This window comes from Allosphingosinicella sp. (assembly GCF_059502505.1).
The window spans coordinates 661,940-685,142 of sequence record NZ_JCACEU010000014.1 but is presented as its reverse complement, the minus strand read 5'-3'; the positions used below and the strand labels follow the sequence as shown (position 1 = coordinate 685,142).

The 23,203-nt window shown below is 66.8% G+C and carries 28 protein-coding genes; 10 read left to right on the top strand and 18 right to left on the bottom strand.

All coding sequences use genetic code 11. The features are described from left to right. Nucleotides 1–69 precede the first annotated feature (69 nt). Both AC5JBD_RS05675 and AC5JBD_RS05670 read left to right on the top strand, forming a co-directional pair. Nucleotides 70–615 (top strand): DUF4142 domain-containing protein, encoded by a 546-nt coding sequence (locus AC5JBD_RS05675; RefSeq protein WP_495720786.1) that lies wholly within the window; start codon nucleotides 70–72, stop codon nucleotides 613–615. Next, nucleotides 603–776 carry a hypothetical protein gene (locus AC5JBD_RS05670; RefSeq protein WP_495720785.1) on the top strand — a complete coding sequence of 58 codons (174 nt, stop codon included), beginning with the start codon at nucleotides 603–605 and terminating at the stop codon, nucleotides 774–776. Before AC5JBD_RS05675 ends, AC5JBD_RS05670 begins: the two co-directional genes overlap by 13 nt. Before the next feature lie 18 nt (nucleotides 777–794). Here the strand turns inward: AC5JBD_RS05670 and AC5JBD_RS05665 are convergent, their stop codons facing one another. Further along, nucleotides 795–1,334 carry a DUF1697 domain-containing protein gene (locus tag AC5JBD_RS05665; protein ID WP_495720784.1) on the bottom strand — a complete coding sequence of 180 codons (540 nt, stop codon included), beginning with the start codon at nucleotides 1,332–1,334 and terminating at the stop codon, nucleotides 795–797. Between the two features lie 78 nt (nucleotides 1,335–1,412). Between AC5JBD_RS05665 and gmk the strand changes: the two genes are divergently transcribed. Then, nucleotides 1,413–2,075 (top strand): guanylate kinase, encoded by a 663-nt coding sequence (gmk, locus tag AC5JBD_RS05660; RefSeq protein ID WP_495720783.1) that lies wholly within the window; start codon nucleotides 1,413–1,415, stop codon nucleotides 2,073–2,075. A 34-nt stretch (nucleotides 2,076–2,109) separates the two neighbouring features. Next, nucleotides 2,110–2,694 (top strand): hypothetical protein, encoded by a 585-nt coding sequence (locus AC5JBD_RS05655; protein WP_495720782.1) that lies wholly within the window; start codon nucleotides 2,110–2,112, stop codon nucleotides 2,692–2,694. Here AC5JBD_RS05655 and AC5JBD_RS05650 read toward each other — a convergent pair. The 10 genes from AC5JBD_RS05650 to AC5JBD_RS05605 form a co-directional block, all read right to left on the bottom strand. Next, nucleotides 2,681–3,370, bottom strand: coding sequence for an ATP12 family chaperone protein (locus tag AC5JBD_RS05650; protein ID WP_495720781.1), 690 nt, complete (start codon nucleotides 3,368–3,370; stop codon nucleotides 2,681–2,683). The two genes, AC5JBD_RS05655 and AC5JBD_RS05650, sit on opposite strands and share 14 nt — an antisense overlap. Further along, nucleotides 3,367–3,612, bottom strand: a complete 246-nt coding sequence (locus tag AC5JBD_RS05645) for a hypothetical protein (protein WP_495720780.1) — start codon at nucleotides 3,610–3,612, stop codon at nucleotides 3,367–3,369. The genes AC5JBD_RS05650 and AC5JBD_RS05645 overlap by 4 nt, the downstream gene beginning before the upstream one ends. Then, a complete protein-coding gene (locus AC5JBD_RS05640; RefSeq protein WP_495720779.1) occupies nucleotides 3,609–4,271 on the bottom strand; it encodes an HAD-IA family hydrolase in 663 nt (220 codons plus the stop codon). Before AC5JBD_RS05640 ends, AC5JBD_RS05645 begins: the two co-directional genes overlap by 4 nt. Beyond that, entirely contained in the window at nucleotides 4,268–4,867 is a 600-nt protein-coding gene (locus tag AC5JBD_RS05635; RefSeq protein WP_495720778.1) for an FMN-binding negative transcriptional regulator, read from the bottom strand. Before AC5JBD_RS05635 ends, AC5JBD_RS05640 begins: the two co-directional genes overlap by 4 nt. Continuing rightward, the gene (locus AC5JBD_RS05630; RefSeq protein ID WP_495720777.1) at nucleotides 4,867–5,955 is read right to left on the bottom strand and encodes an RluA family pseudouridine synthase; all 1,089 of its coding nucleotides are present in this window, start codon (nucleotides 5,953–5,955) and stop codon (nucleotides 4,867–4,869) included. The genes AC5JBD_RS05635 and AC5JBD_RS05630 overlap by 1 nt, the downstream gene beginning before the upstream one ends. Next, nucleotides 5,952–6,329, bottom strand: coding sequence for a fluoride efflux transporter CrcB (gene crcB / locus AC5JBD_RS05625; RefSeq protein WP_495720776.1), 378 nt, complete (start codon nucleotides 6,327–6,329; stop codon nucleotides 5,952–5,954). Before crcB ends, AC5JBD_RS05630 begins: the two co-directional genes overlap by 4 nt. A gap of 143 nt (nucleotides 6,330–6,472) precedes the next feature. Beyond that, complete coding sequence (locus AC5JBD_RS05620) at nucleotides 6,473–7,105, bottom strand: hypothetical protein (protein ID WP_495720775.1); 633 nt, start codon at nucleotides 7,103–7,105, stop codon at nucleotides 6,473–6,475. A 69-nt stretch (nucleotides 7,106–7,174) separates the two neighbouring features. Next, nucleotides 7,175–7,552 carry a ribose-phosphate pyrophosphokinase gene (locus AC5JBD_RS05615; RefSeq protein WP_495720774.1) on the bottom strand — a complete coding sequence of 126 codons (378 nt, stop codon included), beginning with the start codon at nucleotides 7,550–7,552 and terminating at the stop codon, nucleotides 7,175–7,177. Beyond that, nucleotides 7,552–7,992 (bottom strand): DUF1330 domain-containing protein, encoded by a 441-nt coding sequence (locus tag AC5JBD_RS05610; RefSeq protein WP_495720773.1) that lies wholly within the window; start codon nucleotides 7,990–7,992, stop codon nucleotides 7,552–7,554. Before AC5JBD_RS05610 ends, AC5JBD_RS05615 begins: the two co-directional genes overlap by 1 nt. Further along, complete coding sequence (locus AC5JBD_RS05605) at nucleotides 7,989–8,516, bottom strand: hypothetical protein (protein WP_495720772.1); 528 nt, start codon at nucleotides 8,514–8,516, stop codon at nucleotides 7,989–7,991. The genes AC5JBD_RS05610 and AC5JBD_RS05605 overlap by 4 nt, the downstream gene beginning before the upstream one ends. A gap of 99 nt (nucleotides 8,517–8,615) precedes the next feature. Here AC5JBD_RS05605 and rarD point away from each other — a divergent pair, with 99 nt between their 5' ends. Both rarD and AC5JBD_RS05595 read left to right on the top strand, forming a co-directional pair. Then, nucleotides 8,616–9,533 (top strand): EamA family transporter RarD, encoded by a 918-nt coding sequence (rarD, locus tag AC5JBD_RS05600; RefSeq protein ID WP_495720771.1) that lies wholly within the window; start codon nucleotides 8,616–8,618, stop codon nucleotides 9,531–9,533. A 9-nt stretch (nucleotides 9,534–9,542) separates the two neighbouring features. Next, a complete protein-coding gene (locus AC5JBD_RS05595) occupies nucleotides 9,543–9,764 on the top strand; it encodes a hypothetical protein (RefSeq protein ID WP_495720770.1) in 222 nt (73 codons plus the stop codon). On the opposite strand, the gene AC5JBD_RS05590 is transcribed toward AC5JBD_RS05595, so the two are convergent. Continuing rightward, nucleotides 9,761–9,988, bottom strand: coding sequence for a DUF2188 domain-containing protein (locus AC5JBD_RS05590; protein WP_495720769.1), 228 nt, complete (start codon nucleotides 9,986–9,988; stop codon nucleotides 9,761–9,763). The genes AC5JBD_RS05595 and AC5JBD_RS05590 overlap by 4 nt on opposite strands. Before the next feature lie 111 nt (nucleotides 9,989–10,099). On the opposite strand from AC5JBD_RS05590, the gene AC5JBD_RS05585 reads away from it, so the two are divergent. Then, nucleotides 10,100–11,095, top strand: a complete 996-nt coding sequence (locus AC5JBD_RS05585) for a ribonuclease Z (protein WP_495720768.1) — start codon at nucleotides 10,100–10,102, stop codon at nucleotides 11,093–11,095. Here the strand turns inward: AC5JBD_RS05585 and AC5JBD_RS05580 are convergent. Both AC5JBD_RS05580 and AC5JBD_RS05575 read right to left on the bottom strand, forming a co-directional pair. Then, nucleotides 11,092–12,885 (bottom strand): alpha/beta fold hydrolase, encoded by a 1,794-nt coding sequence (locus AC5JBD_RS05580; protein ID WP_495720767.1) that lies wholly within the window; start codon nucleotides 12,883–12,885, stop codon nucleotides 11,092–11,094. The two genes, AC5JBD_RS05585 and AC5JBD_RS05580, sit on opposite strands and share 4 nt — an antisense overlap. Before the next feature lie 16 nt (nucleotides 12,886–12,901). Further along, nucleotides 12,902–13,105 carry a hypothetical protein gene (locus AC5JBD_RS05575; protein WP_495720766.1) on the bottom strand — a complete coding sequence of 68 codons (204 nt, stop codon included), beginning with the start codon at nucleotides 13,103–13,105 and terminating at the stop codon, nucleotides 12,902–12,904. Between the two features lie 95 nt (nucleotides 13,106–13,200). Here AC5JBD_RS05575 and AC5JBD_RS05570 point away from each other — a divergent pair, with 95 nt between their 5' ends. Continuing rightward, on the top strand, nucleotides 13,201–14,097 hold the full coding sequence (locus tag AC5JBD_RS05570) for a LysR family transcriptional regulator (protein ID WP_495720765.1): 897 nt from the start codon (nucleotides 13,201–13,203) through the stop codon (nucleotides 14,095–14,097). Nucleotides 14,098–14,154: 57 nt separating this feature from the next. On the opposite strand, the gene AC5JBD_RS05565 is transcribed toward AC5JBD_RS05570, so the two are convergent. The 3 genes from AC5JBD_RS05565 to AC5JBD_RS05555 all read right to left on the bottom strand — a co-directional run bounded on the left by AC5JBD_RS05565 (nucleotide 14,155) and on the right by AC5JBD_RS05555 (nucleotide 18,181). Next, nucleotides 14,155–16,878 carry an adenylate/guanylate cyclase domain-containing protein gene (locus AC5JBD_RS05565; protein WP_495720764.1) on the bottom strand — a complete coding sequence of 908 codons (2,724 nt, stop codon included), beginning with the start codon at nucleotides 16,876–16,878 and terminating at the stop codon, nucleotides 14,155–14,157. A 100-nt stretch (nucleotides 16,879–16,978) separates the two neighbouring features. Continuing rightward, nucleotides 16,979–17,623, bottom strand: a complete 645-nt coding sequence (locus AC5JBD_RS05560; RefSeq protein WP_495720763.1) for an OmpW/AlkL family protein — start codon at nucleotides 17,621–17,623, stop codon at nucleotides 16,979–16,981. A 111-nt stretch (nucleotides 17,624–17,734) separates the two neighbouring features. Beyond that, complete coding sequence (locus tag AC5JBD_RS05555; RefSeq protein ID WP_495720762.1) at nucleotides 17,735–18,181, bottom strand: CBS domain-containing protein; 447 nt, start codon at nucleotides 18,179–18,181, stop codon at nucleotides 17,735–17,737. Between the two features lie 398 nt (nucleotides 18,182–18,579). Between AC5JBD_RS05555 and AC5JBD_RS05550 the strand changes: the two genes are divergently transcribed. Together AC5JBD_RS05550 and folP are read left to right on the top strand one after the other, a co-directional pair. Beyond that, on the top strand, nucleotides 18,580–19,710 hold the full coding sequence (locus AC5JBD_RS05550) for a site-specific DNA-methyltransferase (RefSeq protein WP_495720761.1): 1,131 nt from the start codon (nucleotides 18,580–18,582) through the stop codon (nucleotides 19,708–19,710). Nucleotides 19,711–19,727: 17 nt separating this feature from the next. Continuing rightward, nucleotides 19,728–20,798: a dihydropteroate synthase gene (gene folP, locus AC5JBD_RS05545; protein WP_495720760.1), complete on the top strand. Its 1,071-nt coding sequence runs from the start codon at nucleotides 19,728–19,730 to the stop codon at nucleotides 20,796–20,798. Here folP and AC5JBD_RS05540 read toward each other — a convergent pair. Next, nucleotides 20,795–23,014, bottom strand: coding sequence for a M10 family metallopeptidase C-terminal domain-containing protein (locus AC5JBD_RS05540; protein WP_495720759.1), 2,220 nt, complete (start codon nucleotides 23,012–23,014; stop codon nucleotides 20,795–20,797). The two genes, folP and AC5JBD_RS05540, sit on opposite strands and share 4 nt — an antisense overlap. Between the last annotated feature and the right edge of the window lie 189 nt (nucleotides 23,015–23,203).

The window sequence follows — 23,203 nt, the reverse complement described above, 5'->3', positions numbered from 1 at the left end:
GCTTGGCAGGAACCCGGCCGGCGAATCCTTGTTGGCGAGCTATCCAAAGGCGAAAAACAGGAGTCCCCTATGCACCGCTCGATCTTCCTCGCCGCGGCGGCGTCCATCACGCTCGCCGCCTGCGCCATGAACGACGACATGTCCGGCCCGGGCGCTACAGCCGCCGGCATGCCCGCCGACATGACGCCCGAAGAGCGCACCGCCTATGTCCGAATGGCGGCGTCGAGCGACATGTACGAGATCCAGTCCTCGCAGATCGCGCTGTCAAAGGCGCAGAACCCGGCGATGCGCAGCTTCGCCGAAATGATGGTGAGGGACCATACCAATACCACCCAACAGCTGATGGCCGCCGCCCAGACCTCCGGGATGCCGCCGATGGCGCCGCAGATGATGCCGATGCATGCCGACATGGTCGCAAAGCTCCAGGCCGCTTCCGCCGGTGCAAGCTTTGACCGTATGTATGCTCAGCAGCAGCTGATGGCGCACCAGCAGGCGCTGGCGCTCCACTCCAACTATGCCGCGCGCGGAGATACGCCTGCGCTCCGCACGGTGGCAGGCACCGCCACGCCGATCGTGCGCGGACATCTGGAGATGGTGCAAAGGTGGCCGCGCTAACCCCCGACGGCGCGGCGCCGGGCGACGAGGCTGCGCCCGGCACGCCCGGCACGGGCGAGAATCTGTGCCGCGACTGCGGCGGCAGCGGAAAGCTGAACGGCGCATCCTGCCCGACCTGCGACGGCACGGGCAGGATCATCGAAGGGATTGGCGGGGGCTAAGCGCCCTGCCCGTCCGCCTCAGGCGCCGGCCAGCTCCGCCAGCTTCACGACGGTGCGCCAGTTGCGTGCCGTCACCGGCGAACCTGCGAGCCGTTCGAGCAGCGAGGGCGCCAGCTTCGAAGTGCCCGCGCCCTCCGGATAGTGGATCCAGAGCGCTCCGCCGGCCTCCCGGATCTGCTCGCCGTCGCGGGCGCGCTCCTGGATCGCGGCGGCGGCGCCGGCCGCAAGGGGATGCTTTGAGAGGCTGAGCATCAGCCGGTTCGGCTCGGCCTCGGCAGCCTCGCGAAGAGGGTTGGCAGCTACCAACGCCTGCCATTGGGCGGCAGAGCGTACGAGCACCGGGACGTCTATTCCGAACCTACGCTCCACCGCCTGCTCCAGCTTTGTCTCGAGCGAGGTGGCACCGCCTTTGGCCGCAAAGATCAAATTGCCGCTCTGGATGTAGGTCTCAACCTGCTCCCAGCCCAGCTCCGCGCAAAGCTCGCGGAGCTCCGCCATCTTGATGCTCGTGCGCCCGCCGACGTTGATGCCGCGCAGCAGCGCGATGTTCCTGGCCATGGCCGTTTCCCTAACTCGTCAACGAGCAGGAAACCAATCGCACTTGACGGAGCGGAGCGCCCGACGCCATTGGCCGCCATGGCGACCGGCAATCCGCTTCTGAGGCGTGGCCTCCTGTTCGTGCTTTCCAGCCCCAGCGGCGCCGGAAAGTCCACCATCGCCCGGATGATCCTCGAAGCCGATGACGGCATCGGCCTCTCGGTTTCCGCCACCACGCGACCGATCCGGCCGGGTGAGGAGGATGGGGTCGACTATCATTTCGTCAGCAATGCAGAGTTTGACGAGTTGATCGCGAACGGCGCCTTCCTCGAATGGGCGCATGTTTTCGGCCACCGCTACGGGACGCTCAAGACCGAGGTGGTGAAGCAGATAGAGCATGGCCGCGACGTTCTGCTCGACATCGACTGGCAGGGCACCCAGCAGCTGAAGCAGGTCGACCCGGACATCGTCCGCGTGTTCGTGCTGCCGCCGTCGATGGAGGAGCTGGAGCGGCGCCTGCGCTCGCGCGGCACCGACAGCGACGAGGTGATCGCTCACCGCATGAACCGCGCCCATATCGAGATCAGCCACTGGGCCGAGTACGATTACGTCTTCATCAACGACGATGCCGACAAGTGCAAGAAGCTGGTCCATACCGTGCTGAAGGCGGAGCGGCTGAAGGCGTCGCGGCGCGTCTTCCTGCACGATTTCGTGCGCAGCCTGCTCAACGGTGAAGCGTCATTTGCGCAGGGCGCGCATTAGGTTAGTCTAAGCTCCTCAACAGGGGAGCGAAGACATGATCGGACGAGCATTGATCGGCGGCGTCGCGGCGGCGGTCGCCATGTTCATCATCGGCTTCATCTTCTTCGCAACGCCGCTCTACAAGCTCGGCAGCAGTTCCCTCGACAACGCCCAGGCCGCCGCAGTGCAGACCGCGATGGCGCAGAACATACCCGAGACCGGAACCTATTTCGTGCCGAGCGGCGACACGGCGGAGCAGGCGGTGATGTACGGCCGAGGTCCCGTCGCCACCATCCATTACAACACGGCCGGCTTCTCGATGGGCGATGCCGGGGTGATGATCGGCGGCTTCCTGCACATGCTGGTGGTGTGTCTGCTGATGGCGGTCGGGCTCTACACGCTGTCGCTCTACATCCCGAGCTTCGGCGAACGGGTGCGGCTGCTGGTGCTCGGGGTCGTCGGCGCGGCCGTGTTCATGCGGCTCGGCGACCCGATCTGGTACCACCAGGACTGGGGCCACGCCATCTACCTGTTCATCGCCGACTGCGTGGCGCTGATCGTGGCCGGCCTGGTGATCCTGAAGCTGCTCCCGCGGCAGGGCGTGGCGGCCCGCACATCGGCGGATACTACAGCAGGGTGAGAAGCCTGTAGCCCGCGTCGAAGTCGCGGCGGCGGGAGGCGAGCATGGCGGCGGCTTCGGCGTCCTCGCCCCATTGCTCGATCTGCCAGCTTTCGTCGAGCGTAGCCGCGGCCCAGCCGGTCTCGAGGTCGATCGCCCGTTCAGCCAGTGCGAGGGCGATCACCAGCGAGCCGCTGACCGTGACCAGCGGCGACAAGGCGGCAAGCTGGAAGGCGTCGCGCGAAGCGATGGCGCGGGCGAGACGTTCGATCGTCTCCTGGTGCTGAGGGCGGTGCATGATGCCGCAGGCCGTCTCGAACTCGATGTCGTAGCGACGGCGCGCCCAGGCGAGGAGCGGGTCCCAGAGCTCGGTCTGGCGCTCGACCAAAGGCTGCGGCCCCTCCGCCCGGTAGCAGAGGAGGTCGCTCTCGCCGTAGCGCGCCAGGCCCGCCGCAAAGAGCGTCGGATCCGGCGCGACCCGGTCGATCGCGGCATTGGCCAGCCCTGTAAGCGGCATCGAGCGCGGGTCGATCTCTTCCCCCTGCCCCTGCCATTCCTCGGCAATGGCCTGTCCCAACCTCTCCGTCGGCACGACGAGCCCGTGGCGCGCCGGCGTCTTCACCGGCCGCCCGTCGAGCGCGATCTGCCAGCCGCCGTCGGCCGGCGCCACCGCGGCTTCCTTGTAGAAACGCTTCATGGGCCGGGAGGCGTGCGCCACCTGCGGGCCAGCCACTTCGGCGCGAAGAAGCTGATGACGAGGCCGATCAGGGCGAGCGGCAGCCCGATCTCGATCGCGCCGCCCTGCCGCATCCAGTCGCTGTGCCAGATGGCGAGGCCGATCAGCACAACGATCGTGCCGCCGATCCGCACCAGGTTCATCAGGATGAAGCGGTTGCGCCAGGTGGCTTCGCTGATGCCGCCGGTGGGGTCGAAGGTCATGCAAGCGCCTTTACGAGCTCGGCGATCTGGGAGGGGTGCTCGGCGATGTAATCCGCGCCGGCGGCGAGAAGTTCCTGGGCCTCGTGATAACCCCAGGTGACGCCGATCGCCGTCACGCCGGCCGCCCGCGCCATCGCCATGTCGTAGCTGGTGTCGCCGATCATCAGGGTCGTCTCCGGCGCTGCGCCGGCCTCGGCCATGGCGAGCTCGACCATCGAGGGATGGGGCTTGGACGGATGGCAGTCGGCGGTCTGCAGGGTGACGAAGCGGCGGGAGAGCCCGTGATGGTCGAGGCAGAGGGAGAGGCCGCGGTCCGACTTGCCGGTGGCGACGCCGAGGAGCCAGCCGCCCTCCTCCAGAGCGTCGATCAGCGCATTTATGCCGTCGTAAAGCGGCTCCTCGACGAGACCACTGCCCCTCAGCCGCTGGAATGCGCCTTTGTAATCCTCCGCCAGCGCCACATGGACGTGCGGCTCCGCGTCCGGAAGCATCGCGCGCATCGCCTCGACGAGGCTGAGGCCGACTACCCTGCGCGTCCGCTCCCGCGGCGGCGGCGGCAGCTCGGCCTTGGCAAAGCATTCCTCCATCGCCAGGCAGATATTCGCCTGGCTGTCGACGAGCGTGCCGTCGCAGTCGAAGATGGCGAGGCGGTTGGTCATTCGGCGGGCATCATCAGGGCGGCCATGGCCGCATTGCCCGCGCCCGCCACGCCGGAGGCGGCGGCGCGCCGCTCGTCGGGCTTCTTCATCTGGCCGAGCTTGCGCGTGCCGCGGATCCCCTCGATACGCATCTCGAAGCCGGTGATCGCCTTCAGCATCGCTTCGAACTTGCCGGGGCTCATCTTTGCCCGCGTCCAGACCGGCTTCGGCGCCAGCCGCGCTTCCTGCACCGCGCTCAGATCCTCGATCTGGGCGGCCAGCTCTTCCTCGCTCAGGCGGCGCAGCGACCCCTCGCATTCGACCGCGAGGTAATTCCAGGTCGGCACCTGGTCGGCCGTGCCATACCAGTCCGGGCTCACATAGACGTCCGGACCGGTGCAGGAGAGCAGAGCGTAGGCGCCGTCGAGCGCTGCAATCGCGCGATTGGCGCGGGAGACGTGGAAGGCAACGCGGTCGCTCCCGGCAGTGACCACCGGCGCGTGGACCAGCATCGGCCCGGCCTCGCCCGAGACGAAGATGGTGCTGAACGAGACCTCCGACAGGAAGGCGAGCATCTCGCTCCGCTCCTTCCAGGCATAGCCGGGATGCGGGTGCATCAGAAGCGGCCCCGCGAACGCCGCTCGCCCTTGCGTTCCTTGCGGCGGCTCTTGGCAGCGGCCGTCGCGGCCTTGCGTTTCCCCTCAGGGGTCTCGGAGAACTTCACCTCGTCGAGCGGCAGGTCGCCCTGCTCCAGCTCGAAGCCGAGCGCGGCCAGGCTCTCGGCGAAGTGGGACGGCAGATCGGCTGTCACGTCAACCCGGCCGCCATCCGGATGGTCGATCCTGAGCCGCCGCGCGTGGAGATGGAGCTTGCGGCTGATCGTGCCGGTCAGGAAGGCATCCTGGCCGCCATATTTGCCGTCGCCGACGATCGGATGCCCGATCGCTTGCATGTGGACGCGCAACTGGTGGGTGCGGCCGGTATGGGGCTGGAGCTCGACCCAGGCGGCGCGGCTCCCGGCACGATCGATGACGCGGTAGCGGGTGCGGGCGGGCAGGCCCTCATCCTCGTCGACACACATTTTCTCCCCGCCGGTGCCGAACTGCTTGCCGATCGGCAGGTCGATGAAGCCGTCCTTCACCTCCGGCACGCCGACCACCAGCGCCCAGTAGACCTTTCGCGCCGTCCGGCCCGAAAAGCTCTTCGAGAAATAGGCGGCCGCGCGCGGGGTGCGGGCGATGAGCAGGACGCCGGACGTGTCCTTGTCGAGCCGGTGGACGAGCTTCGGCCGGTTCGTCTCCGCGCCCGGCAGGCCGTCGAGCAGGCGATCGAGATGGGCGTTGGTCTTTGTCCCGCCCTGGGTGGCCAGGCCCGGCGGCTTGTTGACGACGATCGCGGCGGGGTCGGTGTGGATCACCATCTCGTTGACGAAGGCGATCTCATCCTCGCTGAGCGTCGGGCGTTGAGGTTTCGCGCGCGGCCGCTCCTCGCCTTCGGTATCGGCCGGAGGAACGCGGATGGCCTGCCCCGTTTCAACCCGGTCACCCGGCGTGGCGCGCTTGCCGTCCACGCGAAGCTGCCCCGTCCGCGCCCAGCGCGAGACGGTGTTGAAGCGCGCGTCCGGCAGGTTGCGCTTGAACCAGCGGTCGAGGCGGATGCCGTCATCCTCGGATGAGACGGTGAACTGGCGGACCTCGTCGCTCATGCCGTCGCCCTCGCCACCCAGAGGCCGACGAACAGGAGCGCCACCGATCCCGCGACCGAGGAGACGGCATAGGCCGCCGCCACGATGAGCTCGCCGCGCTCGATCATCTGCACCGTCTCGAGGCTGAAGGCGGAGAAGGTGGTGAAGCCGCCGAGCATGCCGACGCCGAGGAACAGGAGCAGGGGCTCGTCCACCTTGCCGTCGTGCGCCGCGATGCCGGCGAGGATGCCCATCAGCAAGCCGCCGAGCAGGTTGGCGATCCATGTGCCCCAGGGGAATAGGTGCCCGAGCTGCTCGACGGCGACGCGGCTCAGATGGTAGCGAAAGCCCGCGCCGATCGCGCCGCCCAGCATGACGATGAGGTAATTCGGCATTGCCGGCGATGTAGCGACGGCCGGCCTATGGCGCCAGCCTCTCACATGCCCGTCATACCGGCGAAGGCCGGGATCTCAGGACGAGAAGGCTCAGGTGCAGGTTCTCGATGAGATCCCGGCGTTCGCCGGGATGACGTGATCGATCACACCCCGTTGACGATGACCGCGACTTCCGAGCCGCTCTGCTGCGGCGTTACGATCAAATAGTAGGCGCCGCCCTTCTGCTGGTTGGCGCCGGCCAGGATCTGATCGCCTTCGCGCTGCTGCTGCTCGGCCGAATAGCCGGCGCTCTGGGCGCGGCCGCGATACCAGTCGAGCACACGCTCGGCCGCGTCACCGGTGGTGAAGGTGACGACTCGCATCCGGCAGTCACCCTGGTTGTTGGCCGCCGCCTCGGTGAGCTTGCCGCCAGGATACACCGCAAAATCGGGCCCGAGCTGCTGCGCCCATTGCGGGTTATAGTCGAACGCGCCGCTGGCGCAGCCGCCGCTGTTGACGGCGGAGCTCTGGTCGCCTTTCGGCTGCCCCGCCGGATATTGCGCCTGGGCGGGTCGCTCGGGCGGGCGAACGGCATTGCGGTTCGACTGCTGAGTCAGCGTCGGATCGACCATGATCTGGTCTTCCAGCGCGCTGGTCAGCGCCGGATCGGCTTCGTTGCCGGCGATCTGGTTGTCGATCTTCGCCAGTTCGGCATCGTCGGAACGATTGCACGCGAAGATGGAGAGCGTCGCCACGGCCAGGATTGCGGTCGGGATCAGCAACTTGCGGTTGGTCATCGAGAGCTCCTCGGCGAGGCTTATGCCAGAAGAGGCGCCCCAATGGGCCACCGGAACATGGTTAACGGCTTAGCCGGCCCCGCCTGTCCCTTTCCGGGACCGCCAGTAAGCGAAGGTTTCCGCCTGCACCGCTTCGATGAAGCGGCGTGCCTCCGGTCCCTCCCATGGACCGGAATAGCCGCGCGAGCGGCCGCCGCCCGCGACCCACCAGCCCTGGCCCGGGAGGCCGTCGCTCTGGCGCACCACCAATACCGCCAGCTCCGGCTCACCGCGCGAGGCGCCTTTCTCATCGACAGTGCCGAGGACCGCGCAGAGGGCACGCATCTTCGGGCGCGAGAAATGGTAGCCGAGCCGCTCCAGCACCTCGGCGTAAGTGAGCGCCACGCCGGCGCGGGCCGCGGCGACGAGATGCGCCCGCACCTCCGCCGGATCCGCGAGCGCGGTCATCAGCCGCCGCCGAGCGACGGATCGAACGGCTTGAGGCGGATGAGGCGCGACGTCCTGAGCGCAGCCTGGCGATGGACGACGGCGTCCTTGTATCCCGGATGGGTCACGGATTTGAGGAAGGCCGTCGCCGAGGGGTAGCGGGCAACGAACGCCATCGACCAATTTTCCGTGATCGGCCCAATCAGCATTCCCTCCATCCGGCCGGACCAGATGATCTGCCCGCCGGCCTCGACGAAGGATGGAAAGCTCTGCTCGCCATAGATGCGGAAGGCTTCGGCGCCGCTCAAATCCTCCTTCGCCTGAGGGTGATCGGCGGGATAGAGCGCCTTGTCGCGAAAGAGGACGAGGTTGAGGAGGTCGATCGGATAGCCGTCCGGCAGCTCGAGGAAGCCTGTGAAATGAGCCGGCCAGGGCTCGGTATATTGTTCGTCGACGGTCATTGCCCGTGCCGGTCCTGGAGCACGATCCGCCCTTCCGTGCCGCCGCCCGCCGCCGGCGTGAGCGTCAGCGTGAACGGGTCGGTGTCGCCCTTGCTGGTGCCGACAATGCGATAGCCCTGGCCCTGCTGCTCCGCCGACGAGACCGTCAGTTCCTTCGCCTGGGCGGGATCGCGATACCAAGCCGCGACCTTCGCCGGCGCGTCGCCGGTGGTGAAGCGAAGCTCGACCGAATCGTCGCCCGCGCCGCTGCCGTCATTGGCCTGGACGTGAAGTCCCGCCAGCTTGGAGCCGGGATAGAGGACGTCGCCGTCGGCGCCGATCTCCGCCCGAAGCGCGTCCGGGATATTGAGCTTCATGTCGAATCCCGGCGCGTCGATGCTGATCGAGCCGTCTTCCGATTTGCCGTCGGCCGTCGACGCGGCCTGTCCGGCCGCCTCCGCCTTGTCGTCCGTTCCGACCTTCATCTCGCAGGCGGCGAGCAGCGCCAGGGCGCCAACCAGGATGTAACGAGCTGACACGGTCATATTCGGCTCCTTCATCGGAGCGCCAGCCTAGCCCATTGCGGAGGCGCAACCAACCCGCCGCGCTTGTGGGGGCGCGGTCGCTCCTCTAGGCGCGCGGCGATGACGAACGATCGCGCCCGCGGTGGCCTGCTCCTCGGCCTCGGCGCCTATCTTCTGTGGGGCGTGCTGCCGCTCTACTTCAAGGTGCTGGCGCATGTCCGGCCGACCGAGATCGTCGCCCATCGCATCCTCTGGTCGCTGATCTTCCTCGGCGCGCTGGCGGCGCTATGGGGGCGGCTGCCGAAGATCCGCGCGGCGCTCGCCAATCGGCGCGTGCTCGGCACGCTCGTGCTCACGGCCACGCTGATCGGGGTCAATTGGCTGGTCTGGATATGGGCGGTCTTGAACGGCCATGTGCTCGAGGGCAGCCTCGGCTATTATCTCAACCCGCTCGTCAACGTGCTGCTCGGCGTCGTGCTGCTGAAGGAAAAGCTGAGCCGGCCGCGCCAGTTCGCCGTCGGGCTCGCCTGCGCGGGCGTAGCGGTGCTCGCCTGGGGCGCGGGCGGCGGCCTCTGGATCAGCCTCAGCCTCGCTGTGAGCTTCGCGCTCTACGGCTTCCTGAGGAAGGTGGCGCCGGTGGAGTCGCTGGAGGGCCTCGCGATCGAGACCGCCATCCTGACGCCGCTCGCGCTCGGCTGGATCCTTTATCTCGAGCAGCAGGGCACCGGCGGCCTCGGCATCGACCGGATGACGACGATCCTGCTGATCCTCGCCGGCGCCGTGACCGCCGTCCCGCTGCTCCTGTTTAACGCCGCCGCCAAGCGGCTGCCTTATTCGACGCTCGGCTTCCTCCAATATATCGCGCCGTCGCTGCAGTTCCTGCTGGCGGTGCTGCTGTTCGGCGAGCGGCTGACGCTCGCCCACATCATCTGCTTCGGCGCGATCTGGACGTCGCTCGTCATCTTTGCGGCGGAGGGATGGCGGCTTGGGCGCGCCAGCGCGCGCGAAAAGGCTGCGCTCGAGGCGCAGGTGCGCTAGGAGAGAAGGATGCTGAACCTCGTCTCGATCATCATCGGCGTCGTTGCCCTGCTCCTTGGGGTCGTCGCCTTCCTCCCGTTGCTCGGCTGGATGAACTGGCTCGTCATCCCGATCGCCATTGTCGGCCTCGGCGTCGGCGTCCTTTCGAAGCGCAGCGGCGGGACCACGCTCAACATCGTCGTGATCATCGTCTGCGCGCTGCGCCTGATGCTCGGCGGCGGGATCTTCTAGAGCGGGCTGTAGTCCTTCGGCATCTGACGGAAGTCCTGCCGGTCGCAGATCTCACCATTCTCATCCTGGAGAAAGGCTTCGCCGTGAAGCTCGGCGGCGCGCTCCTTGGCGGTCGCCCAGGCTTCCTCCTCGCTGGCATGGCTGGTGGTCTGGTCGGGCAGGCCTTCCTCGCGCACGACCCAGCTGCCGTCCCACTTCACTGCCCAGAAATTCCGTCCGACCATCATATCCTCCTGAGAAGCGCCGGGGGGAACGCGGCACGTTGCACACCCGTTCCAATAGTCGATCGGACGACGGGAGGACAGACTCATGCACGGCCGTAGCGGGACAGGCTGATGCGGCCGAACCTCCACCCGCACATCGTCAACGGCCGCTCCGGCGATCCGGCGCTGTACGTCGAGATGCTGCACCGGAAGGGCGCCCTGCTCTTCGACATCGGCGATCTGTCCACGCTCAGCGCCCGCGACCTGCTGCGGGTGAGCCATGTCTTCGTGACGCACACGCATATCGACCATTTCATCGGCTTCGACGCGCTGCTGCGGGTGTCCGTCGGGCGCGAGAGATCGGTCGAGATGGTCGGACCTGCGGGGTTCCTGGACCGCCTCCAGCACAAGCTGCTGGGATATGAGTGGGACCTCGTCGACCGCTACGATGCCGATCTCATCTTCGATGCGAAGGAGGTGCATCGCGGCGGTCATTGTCGATCCGCGCGCTTCCGCTTCAAGAACGCCTTCCAGCGGGAGGCGCTTGCGGACTGCAGCGTAGCGGACGGAGTGGTCGCGACGGGTCCAGGCTTCGACGTCCGCGCACAGGTCCTGGATCATCACGGACCGTGCCTCGGCTTCGCGGTTGCCGAGAGGGCGCATGTGAACGTGTGGAAGAACCGGCTCGAAGAGCGGGGGCTCGCAACCGGACAATGGCTGCAGGCGCTAAAGCAGGCGGTGATCGAAGGCGCGGGCGACGACCTGCCGATCGCACTTCCCTCAGGCGAAACGGCGACCCTCGGCAGCTTGCGCGACCTCGTCAGCGTCACGCGCGGGCAGAAGATCGCCTACGTCTCGGACGTTGCGGACACGCCGTCGAACCGGGAAGCCATCGCCGCGCTCGCGGGCGAGGCGGACACATTCTTCCTCGAAGCGCGCTTCGCCGCCGACGACAAGGAACAGGCACGGGAGCGGGCGCATCTCACGACCACAGCGTGCGGAGAAATCGCCCGCGTTGCCGGAGTGCGGCGGCTGGAGCCGTTTCACTTCTCGCCGCGCTACGAAGGTGAAGAGGCGCGGATGCTGGGCGAGGTTGAGGCAGCGTTCGGGCGGGCGCTGGCGCCCTAGCCCTTCATCCGGACGTAGGAGCCGGGCGCCGGCTCGAGCGCCGGGAGCTTGCCCGATCCGGGCTCGAGCGCCGGCACCATCTTCTGGCCCTTGGCGAGCCGCGCCTGCCAGTGCGGCCACCAGGAGCCGTCCTGCTTGGTGGCGCCGCCGAACCATTCGTCCGCGCTCTCCGGCAGCGCCTCGTTGGTCCAGAAGCCGTGCTTGTTGGCCGAGGGCGGGTTGATGACGCCGGCATTGTGGCCCGATCCGCCGAGCAGGAAGGTGACCGGTCCGCCGAACAGCCGCGCGCCGTCATAGGTGGCGGACCAGGCGGAGACGTGATCCTCCTTGAGGCTGATCGCGAGCAGGGGCGTCTTCACCGCGCCGAGATCGAGCGGCACGCCGTCGAGAATGATGCCGCCCGGCTCTTTCAGCAGATTGTCGCGCAGCAATTGCTGCGCATAGCTCAGCAGGAAGGCACGCGGAATGTGGGCGCCGTCGGCGAACCAGTAGAGGATGTCGGAGGGCGGCGCCTCGCGGTCGAGCAGATAGTGGCTCACGACCGACGACCAGATGAGGTCGTTCGCCCGGACCGCGCTGAACAGCGCCTGGAAGTCTTGGGCGGCCATGAAGCCCTTGTGGTCGAGATGACGTTCCATTGCTGCAAGCTGCTCGGGCTCGGAGAAGGTCGCCCACTGGCCGAGCTCGGCGAAATCGAACAGCGATCCGATCGTGGTGGCGGAGGCGACGCGGTCGCCCTGCCCCTTCTCTTCGAGATAGGCGAGCGTCATCGCCACCAGCGTCCCGCCCATGCAGAAGCCGAACATGTCGACCTGCCTTTCGCCGGTCGCCTGCTCGACCGCGTCCAGCGCGGCGACGGGGCCGAGCTTTATGTAATCGGCCATGTCCATGCTTGCGAGCTCGGGACCCGGATTGATCCAGGAGACGACGAAGACGGTGTGCCCCTGCTCGACCAGCCAGCCGATCAGGCTCGATTTGGGCTGGAGGTCGAGCAGATAATATTTGTTGACCAGCGGCGGGACGTAGAGGATCGGCCGCCGGTAGACCTTCTCCGTCGTCGGCGCATATTGGATGAGCTGCATCAGCTCGTTTTGATAGACCACACTGCCCGGCGTCGCGGCGATGTTCACGCCGAGCTCGAACTCCTCGCTCGATCGCCGCTGGACGATGCCGGGCTGCGCCGCCGCGTCGGCGAGCATGTTGGCGAGGCCGGAGATGAGGCTGACCGATCCGGTGTCGATCGCCTTTCGGATCGCCTCGGGATTGGTGAACGGAAAATTGGCCGGCGACAGCGCCTGCAGATATTGCTGGGTGAAGAAGAGCACGCGGGTGCGGGTCGCCTCGTCCAACCCTTCCGCATTCTCGACCAGATCGACCATCCGCCTAGTGGCGAGCAGATAGGCCTGTTTGAGATAATCGAAGACCGGCTCTTCCGACCATGCGGGGTCGTTGAAGCGCCGGTCGCCGCGCTCGGGCACCGCCACCGGCTCGGCCGAGCCGCCGGCCGCGCGCGTCGCGGCATTGCTCCACAGCTTCATGAAATCGGCCGCGGCCTGCTGCTGCGCCGCGACGGCCTGCACGGGATTGGTCAGGAGATGCGTGGCGAAAGCGGAGAAGGCGCGGATCGGCGAGGCCGGATCATAAGGGAGCGGCGCCGGCGGGTTCGCCGCGGCGCCGGCAGTGGAGCGCAGCACGTCGGCGGCACTGGTGACGACCCGGGACCAAGCTTCGGCCAGCTCGGTCGGGCTCGGCGCCGCCGAAGGGACTGTCCAGACGCGGCTGTCGGTCACCTGTTGCTCCTTGTCCTTAGAGCGCCATCAGCTCGTCGATTGCGGCGCAGTCGCGGGGGCTCACGAACAGGAACGCGAGTGCGCGATTGGGGTTGCGGCTCGCCCAGCCGGCTTCCGGGTCGGCGACTTCGGCGTGGGTCGGAAAGGCACGCGCCTTCGGCTGCTCGAACGCAAGTTCAACGTCAGCGGTGAACGCGGCCGCATGTGCCTCGAACGTCATCTCGATTCCCCTGAGTGGATGGCGCTCCTCTCTCACATGCGGTATGTGGAATCCATCTATATTGCATCGCAACGATAGCTCGAAAGTTCACATACGTGGCCGAGTTCGACTGGAACAGCCTGCGGAGCTTCCTCGCCATTGCGCGGACCGGCCGCCTCACCGCCGCGGCGGCGCGGCTGCAGGTGGACCATATGACGCTCTCGCGCCGGATCGCAGCGCTGGAGCACTCGCTGAAGGCCAAGCTCTTCGACCGGAGCCCGTCCGGCTACACGCTCACCGGCGCGGGGCACCGGCTGCTGCCGATCGCCGAGCAGATGGAGGGGCTCGCCGTCGGCGTCCGTGACGCGGTCGGAGGGACCGCCGCCACGGTGGAAGGAAGCGTTCGCATCGGCTCTCCGGAAGGCTTTGGCAGCTATTTCCTCGCGCCGCGCATCGGGCGCCTGACGGAGCGTCACCCGCAGCTCAACGTCCAGCTCGTCGCCGGCTCGGCCGTGTTCAGCCTGGCGAAGCGCGACGCGGACATCGCGATTGCCGTCAGCCGCCCGCCCGCCGGCCGCCTGATCGTCAGCAAGCTGATCGACTACGATCTCGCCCTCTATGCGGCGCCTTCCTATCTGGAGGCGCACGAGGCGATCCGCAGCGCGACCCAGCTCGAGGGCCACCGCTTCGTCAGCTATATCGGTGACCTGCTGCACTTTCCTGAGCTCGATTTCCTGAAGGACGTCGCGCCGGAGGGCTGCACCGCGCTCGAAAGCAGCAACCTAGTTGCGCAGTTGAAAGCCACGCTCGCCGGCGCCGGCCTGTGCGTGCTGCCGGCATTTCTTGCATCGGAGGAAGCGGGGCTCGTCCGCGTATTGCCGGATGAGGTGAGGCTTACCCGATCGCTCTGGTTGATCGTCCACGAGGATTTGAAGGCGCTCGCCCGCATCAAGGCGGTGCTGCGGTTCATCAAGGAGGAGGTCGAGGCCGCCGAGCCGGTGTTCAAGCTTTGAAGAGCCCACCCCTACCCCTCCCGATAATCCGGGAGGGGTGAAGGCACGGGCTCGCTGTCACTTCTCCGTCATCACCCAGACGCCGTTCCAGTTCACGAGCGGCGGACGCTCGGCGTAGATGCGGCAGCGCTCGAGATAGAGGGTTGAGGGGCCGTCGTCGGGGATGGCCTGTAAGGCGGTCTCGAACGCCTCCATCCCCTTCTTGAACTCGCGGGCGCGATAGGCGGCGATGCCCTCCGCATAGGCTTCCAGCATCTTGCCGAGCCCGTTCGACAGCTCGGCTTCGCGATAGCCGAGGGATTCGTAGACGGCGACCGGCTGGTCCTTGCCCTTGACGCGGAGCAGGTCGATCTCGCGCATCAGGCCGGGATTGCGAAGGTCCGCCACAGTATATTCGGAGAGCAGGATTTTGGAGCCGTAATATTTGGTGGCGCCCTCCAGCCGCGAGGCGAGGTTCACGCTGTCGCCGATGACGGTATATTCCATGCGCTTGGTCGAGCCGATATTGCCGACGACGACGTCGCCGGTGCTGACGCCGATGCCGATGTCGAGCGGCCCCTTGCCGTCCCGCGCGCGCTTGGCGTTCAGCGCCGCCAGCTCCATCATCATCTCGTTGGCGACGAGCAACGCGTTGTCGGCATCCTCGGGGCTGGCGAAAGGCGCGCCGAACAAAGCCATGATCGCGTCGCCGATATATTTATCGAGGATGCCGCCATGGTCGAAGATGACGTCGACCATCTCGGTGAAATATTCGTTCAGCATCGACACCGTCTCGCGGGCGCCGAGCGCTTCGGAGATGGTGGTGAAGCCGCGCACGTCGGAGAAGAGGACCGAGACCTTCTGGTCCTTGCCGCCCAGTTCCTCCTCGCCGGCTGCGAGCAGCTGGTCGGCCACTTCCTTCGACATGTAGCGCGCCATGGTCGAGCGGACGCGCTTCTCGTTGGAGATGTCCTCCAGCACCAGCATCGAGCCGATCCGCTGGTCGTTGACGTCGATCAGCGGGGTGGTGGTGAGGTTCACAGAGATTGGCTGCAGGTCGAAGCGCGCCACCTCGGCATCGACCGCGATCGCGGTCTCGCCGGTCTGCCGGGTCTTCTGCAGGCTGTCGGCGATCCAGCGGTTGACGCCGGTAAAGGCATAGGGCGCGAGCACCCCGACCAAGGCGTCCGAGCGCGCGGCGAGCAGGCCTAGGGCGGCATCGTTGGCGGTGACGATGCGGTTCTCGGCGTCGAGCGTGATGATGCCGTTCGACGTGCTCTTGAGGATGCTCTCATTGTAGTTCTTGATGGTGAGCACGTCGTCGAACAGCTTGGCATTCTCCAGGCTGACGGCGATCTGGGCGGAGAAGGCGCGCAGTCGCGCCTCGTCCTTGGCGTTGAAGGCGCCGCCCCTTTTGTTCAGGACCTGAGTGACGCCGATGCGGCCGCCGGCCTTGTTCGAGATCGGCGTGCAGAGGATCGAGCGGGTGCGGAAGCCGGTGCGCAGGTCGACCTGCGGGTCGAAGCGCGGGTCCTCATAGGGGTCGGAGATGTTCTCCAGCTTGCCGGTCGTGAAGACGGCGCCGGCAATGCCCTTGTTCGCCGGGATGCGGATCTCGCGGACATGGATCCCTTCGGCGAACAGCGAATAGAGCTCGTGGCTCTTCTCGTCATAGACGAACAGGGTCGAGCGCTCGGCGTTGAGGAGCTCGGTCGTCGCGCGCATGATCTTGGCGATCAGCACGTCGAGCTGGAGCTCGCCGGCAAGGTCGTTGCTGATCTCGAGGATGCGCTGCTCCTCGCGCAGCGAGTCGACCATCAGCTCGAAGCCGCGGAAGAGGTCGGCATATTCGTCGGTGCTGATGACGTCGAGGTGGACCTCGTCGATCTCGCCCTTCTCGACCTGCTTCATAGCCGCCAGCATGCGATCGGCGGACCGGGACACCTCGTTCGCGGTCAGCAGCGCCATGATCACCGCGCCGACCATGCAGGTGATGATGACGCCGGCGATCCAGAGGTAGAGCGGCATCATGTCGCCCATGCCGACGGGCATGCCGCGCAGGACGAGCAGTCGCTCGAACTTGAAGATGACCGACAGGGCGAAGAAGACCAAAGGCAGCGCCGCCACGAAGATGGCGAGATAGAGGAGCTTGGCCTTCAGGCGGATCGAGATCAGCCGCTTCTGGCTGTACGGAGGTAGCGGCCCGCCGAGCATTCGGCTGAACTTCGCGACGATCGGCTCCATCTCGCGGCTGACGGCGAAATATTCGAAGATGGCGTGGGTCGGCGAGGCGAAGAACATGATCGTTGCTGCCAGCGTCCATAGCTGCCAGCCCGCATAATTGGCGTCGGCCACAGCGTTGCCGACGACCAAAGCGAGGCACATCAGCACCGTCGCCAGCGGTCCGTGCAGCAAGGTGACGCGCAGGAACGAAAGGAACGGCAGGTTCAGCGCCTGCACCAAAGCGTCGCAAATCTCGTCGCTGGTCGGCCGCTCACCCCGATCCAACGCCCGCAGCGCCGGCCGGATCGGCCGCACGTGCATCCGGATCGCGAGCACGTCGACCGACGTATAGAGGCCGATCCCCAGCGGGATCGCCATGAACAGGGTCGCCCACTGCCACGGCGTGAACTCGAGCCCGAGATAGACCAGGATCAGGGTGATGACGACGGCCGCCGCCGAGCCCTGATGGTAGAGCACGACCATGCGCCAGAACAGAGCGCGGCCGGAATCCTTCTCGGCCGCAGGCACGGCTTCGCCAGCGCCGGCCGAGGCGGCTCCCGTGATGCTGCGGCTCAACATGCGCTAATCGCCGACGCGTCCTCCCCCGAATCGCGACCGTCGCACGCTACCATGCCGACGGAAAGAGGCTTGAAAAAAATGGCGTCCGGAGCGCCCGAGATCAGAAGCGGATGACGCCGCCGACGCTCAGCACCAGAGGGTCCATCTTGAAGCCGCTGACCACCGGCGCGCCGTTGAACGTGCCCCTCGCCTCGGTGCGGAGGAACGCCTTCTTCACGTCGACGTACAGCCCGTATCGGCCGGTCAGCATGATATCGGCGCCGGCCTCGATCACCGGGCCGATGTCGTTGTCGACCTCGACATCCTGGAACGCGCCGTCATCGGTCGAGAAGACGAGCATATAGGCCACGCCGGCGCCCACATAGGGCCGGATCGTGCCGCTGCGGAGCGGGTGGAACTGGGCGGTGACGGCGGTCGGCCCGTAGGTGACTTCGGCAAGCTTGCCGAACGGCGCCAGGACGTCCGTGCCGATCACGTCGATATGGGGCGGAATACCGACCACGGCGGAAATGGCGATATTCTCGGCGACAAAGCGGCCGACATGCACCGTCGGCGTATAATGGTCCTTGGTGTTGGCGTCGGCGCCGGGCACCGGCGTCCCGCCGACGCTGAGCTCGATCTGGTCCGCGAGGTGGAGCATGGAGACACCGGGCTTGGCGAACCACGTGGCCTCATCGTTCTGGGCTGCGGCCGGAGCGGCGCACAGTGCCGTCGCCGCCAGGATCGGCAGATGATGTCTACGCAACGCGCACACCCCCCATGTTCGCCGCGCAACATGGTTAATGCGCGGGCGCTCGCACCCTATGCCCGCTGGAATTCGCGTTCAAGAGTCCAGCGCGAGCGCCCGCGTGGAGGGTCAGCCTTCCTGGCTCTGATTGTGCTCGCCGCCCGGTTCGGAGACACCATCGAGCGCCGCCGAGGCCGCCTGCCCCTCATCCTCCATCTTGGTGAGGTCGCCGAGCGAGACAATGCCGACCAGCTTCTGCTCCTCGCGGCTCAGCACCGGGAAGCGGCGCACCTGCGCCTCGCTCATCTGTACGGCGACATCGTCCGCATCCTCGTCGTCGAAGCAGAAGAGCGGTTTGCCGCTCATCACGTCGCGGACCGGCGTATCGGGCCCGAGCCCTTCGGCGACGCCGCGCACGGCAATGTCGCGATCGGTGACCATCCCGATCAGCTTGTCGCCCTCCTGAACGGGGACGACGCCGGCATCCGCCTGGAGCATCAGGCGGGCCGCTTCCTGCATCGGCTGCTCGGGGGTGACGACCTCGACGTCGGAGGTCATGATCTCGGATATCTTCATCGGGATGCTCCTGGCTGGGGATGCCGTTCAAACGGCTGCTGAATTCGCCCGTTCCGGCGCTTCGTCGCGTCCCAGCGGCGGCTCGGATGAAGCGTGGGCGGCGCCGGCTGACGCAAATGGGGGCACCCCGCTCTTCCGGCTTTGCAAGCCTCGCGAAGCGGCTGTCGATGCTGCGGAATCCGTGCGCCGGCGATAACAACTACGATCTGAGTCTTTCCAGCCACACCACTTCAGATTGAGTCTGAACTTTGGCGCCCGTCACAACATCTAGTGGGGGACTCCTTCCGTTCCCACTATATCTTAACCAATCTTAACATTCAGTCTGAACTGTTTCGCTTGACGGGATCGGCCGGCTGACTCAGGCTGGCTGTCTTTGGGGAAGACGGGGGCGAGATTGAATGAGCGTCATGGGACGTGTCGGAACGAGTGCGCGGCGCGCCAAAGCGACGCCCAAGCCACTTGATTTGCCCGTAAATCGCATCATCGAGGGCGATTGCATCGCCGCCATGGCCGCCCTTCCGGACGCCTGCGTCGACATGGTCTTCGCCGATCCGCCCTACAATCTCCAGCTGGGCGGCGACCTGTTCCGGCCCGAGGGCAGCCGCGTCGACGCGGTCGACGACGATTGGGACAAGTTCGACACCTTCGCCAGCTACGACGCCTTCACCCGCGCCTGGCTGACCGAAGCGCGCCGCATCCTGAAGCCGGACGGCACGCTCTGGGTGATCGGCTCCTACCACAACATCTTCCGCTGCGGCGCCGCGCTCCAGGATCTCGGCTATTGGATCCTGAACGACATCGTCTGGCGCAAGTCGAACCCGATGCCGAACTTCCGGGGCACCCGCTTCACCAACGCGCATGAGACCCTGATCTGGGCGAGCCGATCGGAGGACAGCCGCTACACCTTCAACTACCGGGCGATGAAGGCGCTCAACGACGAACTCCAGATGCGCTCCGACTGGGTGATCCCGATCTGCTCGGGCGGCGAGCGGGTGAAGACCGACGGGGTCAAGGCGCATCCGACCCAGAAGCCCGAGGCCCTGCTCTACCGCGTCCTGCTCGCCTGCACGAGCAAAGGCGACGTCGTGCTTGACCCCTTCTTCGGCACCGGCACCACCGGCGCGGTGGCGCGGCGACTGGGACGCAACTGGATCGGTATCGAGCGCGAGCAGAAATATGTGAAGGTGGCGCGCGAGCGGATCGCCTCGACGCTCGAGCTGGACGAGAGCGCGATGCGGACGATGGCGTCGAAGCGCGCCCAACCGAAGGTGCCGTTCGGCGCCCTGATCGAGACCGGCATGATCGAGCCCGGCGCGGTCCTCACCGACTCCAAGCGCCGTTGGACCGCCCGGGTCGGCGCCGACGCGTCGGTCGAAATGGCTGGCAAGATGGGCTCCATCCACCAGATCGGCGCCGCCGCCCAAGGTGCGCCGAGCTGCAACGGCTGGACCTTCTGGCACGTCGAGCAGGGCGAGGCGCTGATTGCCCTCGACGATCTCAGACAGAAGTATATCGCGACGCTCGACTGACCTTACGGAAGCCCGGCATGAGCGAGCGTATCTATCTCCGCCCCACGGCATTCGTCGACGCGCCGTTCGGGCATGACGGAAAGGTGGCGCGGCTTGCCGGGGGGCTGCTCTGGTTCTCGGCGGTCGAGCTGCTGCGTGTCCAGGATGGGCGGCTGGCGGCCGAGTTGGTGCCGGTCGGAGGGATCGAGGAGCGGCTCGACGAGGCGGGCCGCGCCGCCTGGGAGAATATCACCCGCCCGCGGCCTCCGCTCATGCTCGGCGAGCGGGTCGTCCGGCTCGACCAGCCGCAGGTGGTCGGCATCGTCAACATCACTCCGGACAGCTTCTCGGATGGCGGCGCGCATGAGGAGGCGGCTGCCGCGATCCGGGCGGGGCACGACATGGCCGCGGCCGGCGCCGCGATCGTCGAGCTTGGCGGCGAGTCCACCCGCCCGGGCTCCAAGCCGGTCTGGGAAGGGGATGAGATCGAGCGCATCCTGCCGGCGGTCCGTCCACTCGCGGCCGCCGGCACCGCGCTTTCGATCGACACACGCAAGGCGGCGGTGATGGAGGCGGCGCTCGCCACGGGCGCGACGATGATCAATGACGTCTCCGCTCTTTCCTTCGACGAGCGGTCGGCCGGCATCGTAGCGCGCGCAGGCTGCCCGATCGTGCTGATGCATCATCAGGGAACGCCGGAGACGATGCAGGATGCGCCGCGCTATGATCGTCCCGTGCTGCTCGAAGTCTATGACTGGCTGGAGACGCGGATCGAGGCGGCAGTCACCGCCGGCATCGATCGCGCCAGGATCATCGTCGATCCGGGGATCGGCTTCGGCAAGAATGTGCAGCACAATCTTCAGCTGCTGAACGGCCTGTCGCTGCTCCACGGTCTCGGCTGCCCGATCATGCTCGGCGCCAGCCGCAAGCGAATGATTGGTGCGCTCGCCGGCGAGGCGCCCGCGGACCGGCGCCTGCCCGGCTCGGTCGCTCTCGCCCTGAAAGGCGCCGACCAGGGTGTCCACTTGCTGCGCGTCCACGACGTCCCCGAGACGGTCCAGGCCGTGAAGGTCTGGCGCGGGCTCAGGGACGCCGCTCTGGCGCCTTAGACGACCATCACGTCCTGATGCATGGCGACGCTGTCGCTGCGCGCCAACATGGATGGATCGTAGCTGCCGCCGCCGAAGCCGCTGCCCACCGGCTCAAAAATTACCTCCGTATCGAGCTCGGCCGGTGCCTCGAGGCCGACGAAATCGTCCACGGTCAGCGCCAGCGCGTCGGCAAGCTCGATCTGGAAGTCGGCAACGCGATCGCCGTTGCTGTCGCCTTCGATGATCGTCGTGCCGTCGAAGCTGACCGCGCGGACTTCGCCCGCCGTGCCCGAGAAGCGAGCGTCGCCGATGAATGTCGACAGCGCCAGGTCCGAGAGGTCGATGAGGTCGCTGCCCTGATCGAAGTCGGAGATGACGTCGCGGCCACTGCCGGCGCCGCTGTCGGCGAGCGTATCATAGGCGAAGACGTCCGCGCCGGCACCGCCGGTCAGGGCATCCTTGCCGAGGCCGCCGGTCAGGACGTTGGCGGCGTCGTTGCCGATCAGCGTGTCGTTGCCGGAGCCGCCGCGCGCATTCTCGATGGTCACGCTGTTGGCGATGGTGAAGCCGCCGTGAATGCCATAGGCGAAGGAGACACGACCGCCGCCGCCTTCCTCATATTGCAGCGTCGCGGGGCGAAGGTCCATGGTCGCGTCGCGGGCGCCGTCATAGACGATCTGGTCGGTGCCGCCGGCATCCCAGATCGAGGCGTAGAAGGTGCCGGGCGCGTTGACGTCCTTCAGCGCATAGGTGTCGTCGCCGGTCGCCCACTCCTCGTTGACGCCATATTTGTCTTGGATGACGGCGATATCGAGGGGGCTGAGCGTCGCGACCCAGCCGAAATGATCGACCTCAAGGCCGGTGATGCCACCTGAGCGCGATTGGCCGTAGGGCGAGGTCGACCAGCCGTCATTGTAGGACATGATGGTGAAGACCTGCTGGCTGAGGTCGAAGTCTCCGAAGCCGCCGCCGATCCCGGCCGTGCCGCCGCCGGCGCCGCGCATGATGCTGGAGCGCCCGCCATTGTCATGCGGGTGGGCCATGCCGAGGCCGTGGCCGAATTCGTGCAGCAGCGTCGGGAAGTAGAAGCCACCCGGCTGCAGGCCCTCCTCGGTCCAGCGCACGTCGCCGGCGTTGAACTCGGCCTGGCCTTCATTCTGCTCGTTGGGCGGGCTCATCCTGCCGAGCAGCGACGCGCCGGCGCCCGGCGTGCCGAGATAGGTGATGATCTTGAAGTCGGCCTCGGCGCGGTTGTCGACTTCGACGAAGACCAGGTCCGCGACCTGCTCATAGAAGTCGAAGGCGAGTAGGAACGCCTCCTTCTCCCAGGCCTGCAGGCCCTTGGCGACGATGTTCTCGGTGGTGCCGGGGCTGGTCGGATCCTCGCTTATGAAGACGTCGCCGGCCTTGGCGAAGTAGACGGTGATGACGTTCTTGCCCTCGATGCCGAACGGATTGCCGCCGACGCCGGTGAAGGCGTTGCCAGTGACGCGCGGACCCTCGGCGCCGTCGGGATTGCGGGAGGTGCGGTCCACCTGGCTGCCCCAGTCGAGCGAGTGGAGCGGGCTGTCCGGCGAGTAATAAGGCTGGTAGGTCGGCTTGCCGGTGACGTCCTTCACGAACAGCTCGTAATCGCCGATCGCGTCGCCGCCGGTGCCGTTGGTGGCGTCCTGATCGAACGCGCGGGCATTGATGTAATAGGTGCCGCTGCTCTGGGCGACATAGGTGAGCAGGGCATCAAGACCACTGGGCGTGTTGGGGCCGCCGCCGTCGGCGGAGACGACCAGGTTGCCGGCGCTGTCGTAGAGCTCGACATAGGCGTCGGCGAGCGGGATGCCGGTGGGGCCGAGCAGCTTGGCATATTGGCCGATGTCGTAGGTGCGGCCGGCGACCAGCTCGACCTTGAAGAAGTCCATGTCGCCGATCATGTTGATCGTGGAGACGAGGCTCGGTCCGTTCACCTCGACGATGCGGGTGGTGCTGGTGTCGCCCGGGATGTTGTCGGGCGTGAGGATCAGGATGTTCTGGGCGGTGAGCGGCTTCAGGTCGCCGACCCCGTCGATCGGCATCGCGTCATAGCTCTTGCCGCCGAACGTCAGGCCGAGCGGCCCCGCCGCCAGCGCGAAAGCGCCGGGCAGATCGGCTTGAGTGGCGGTCTGATAATGAGTGGTGAGCTTGCCAGCCCAATAATTCCTAGCAAGCTGCGATTTGTCGGCGTCACAGATCCAGCACATTCAACTCTCCTGATGTCGTGAATCGCGTCGGGACCGCGCCGATCCTGCAGGCGGCAGCGGTCGTCCGAGGGCGGGGGAAACGCTCGAAAGCGCGCGTGGGAACGGGAGCGGAAAGGCTGCGCCGGCAGGCGGCGGATCGGGGCTTTCCAATAGCCGACAGAAGAGAGCGTCGAGCCAACTTCATCCCTG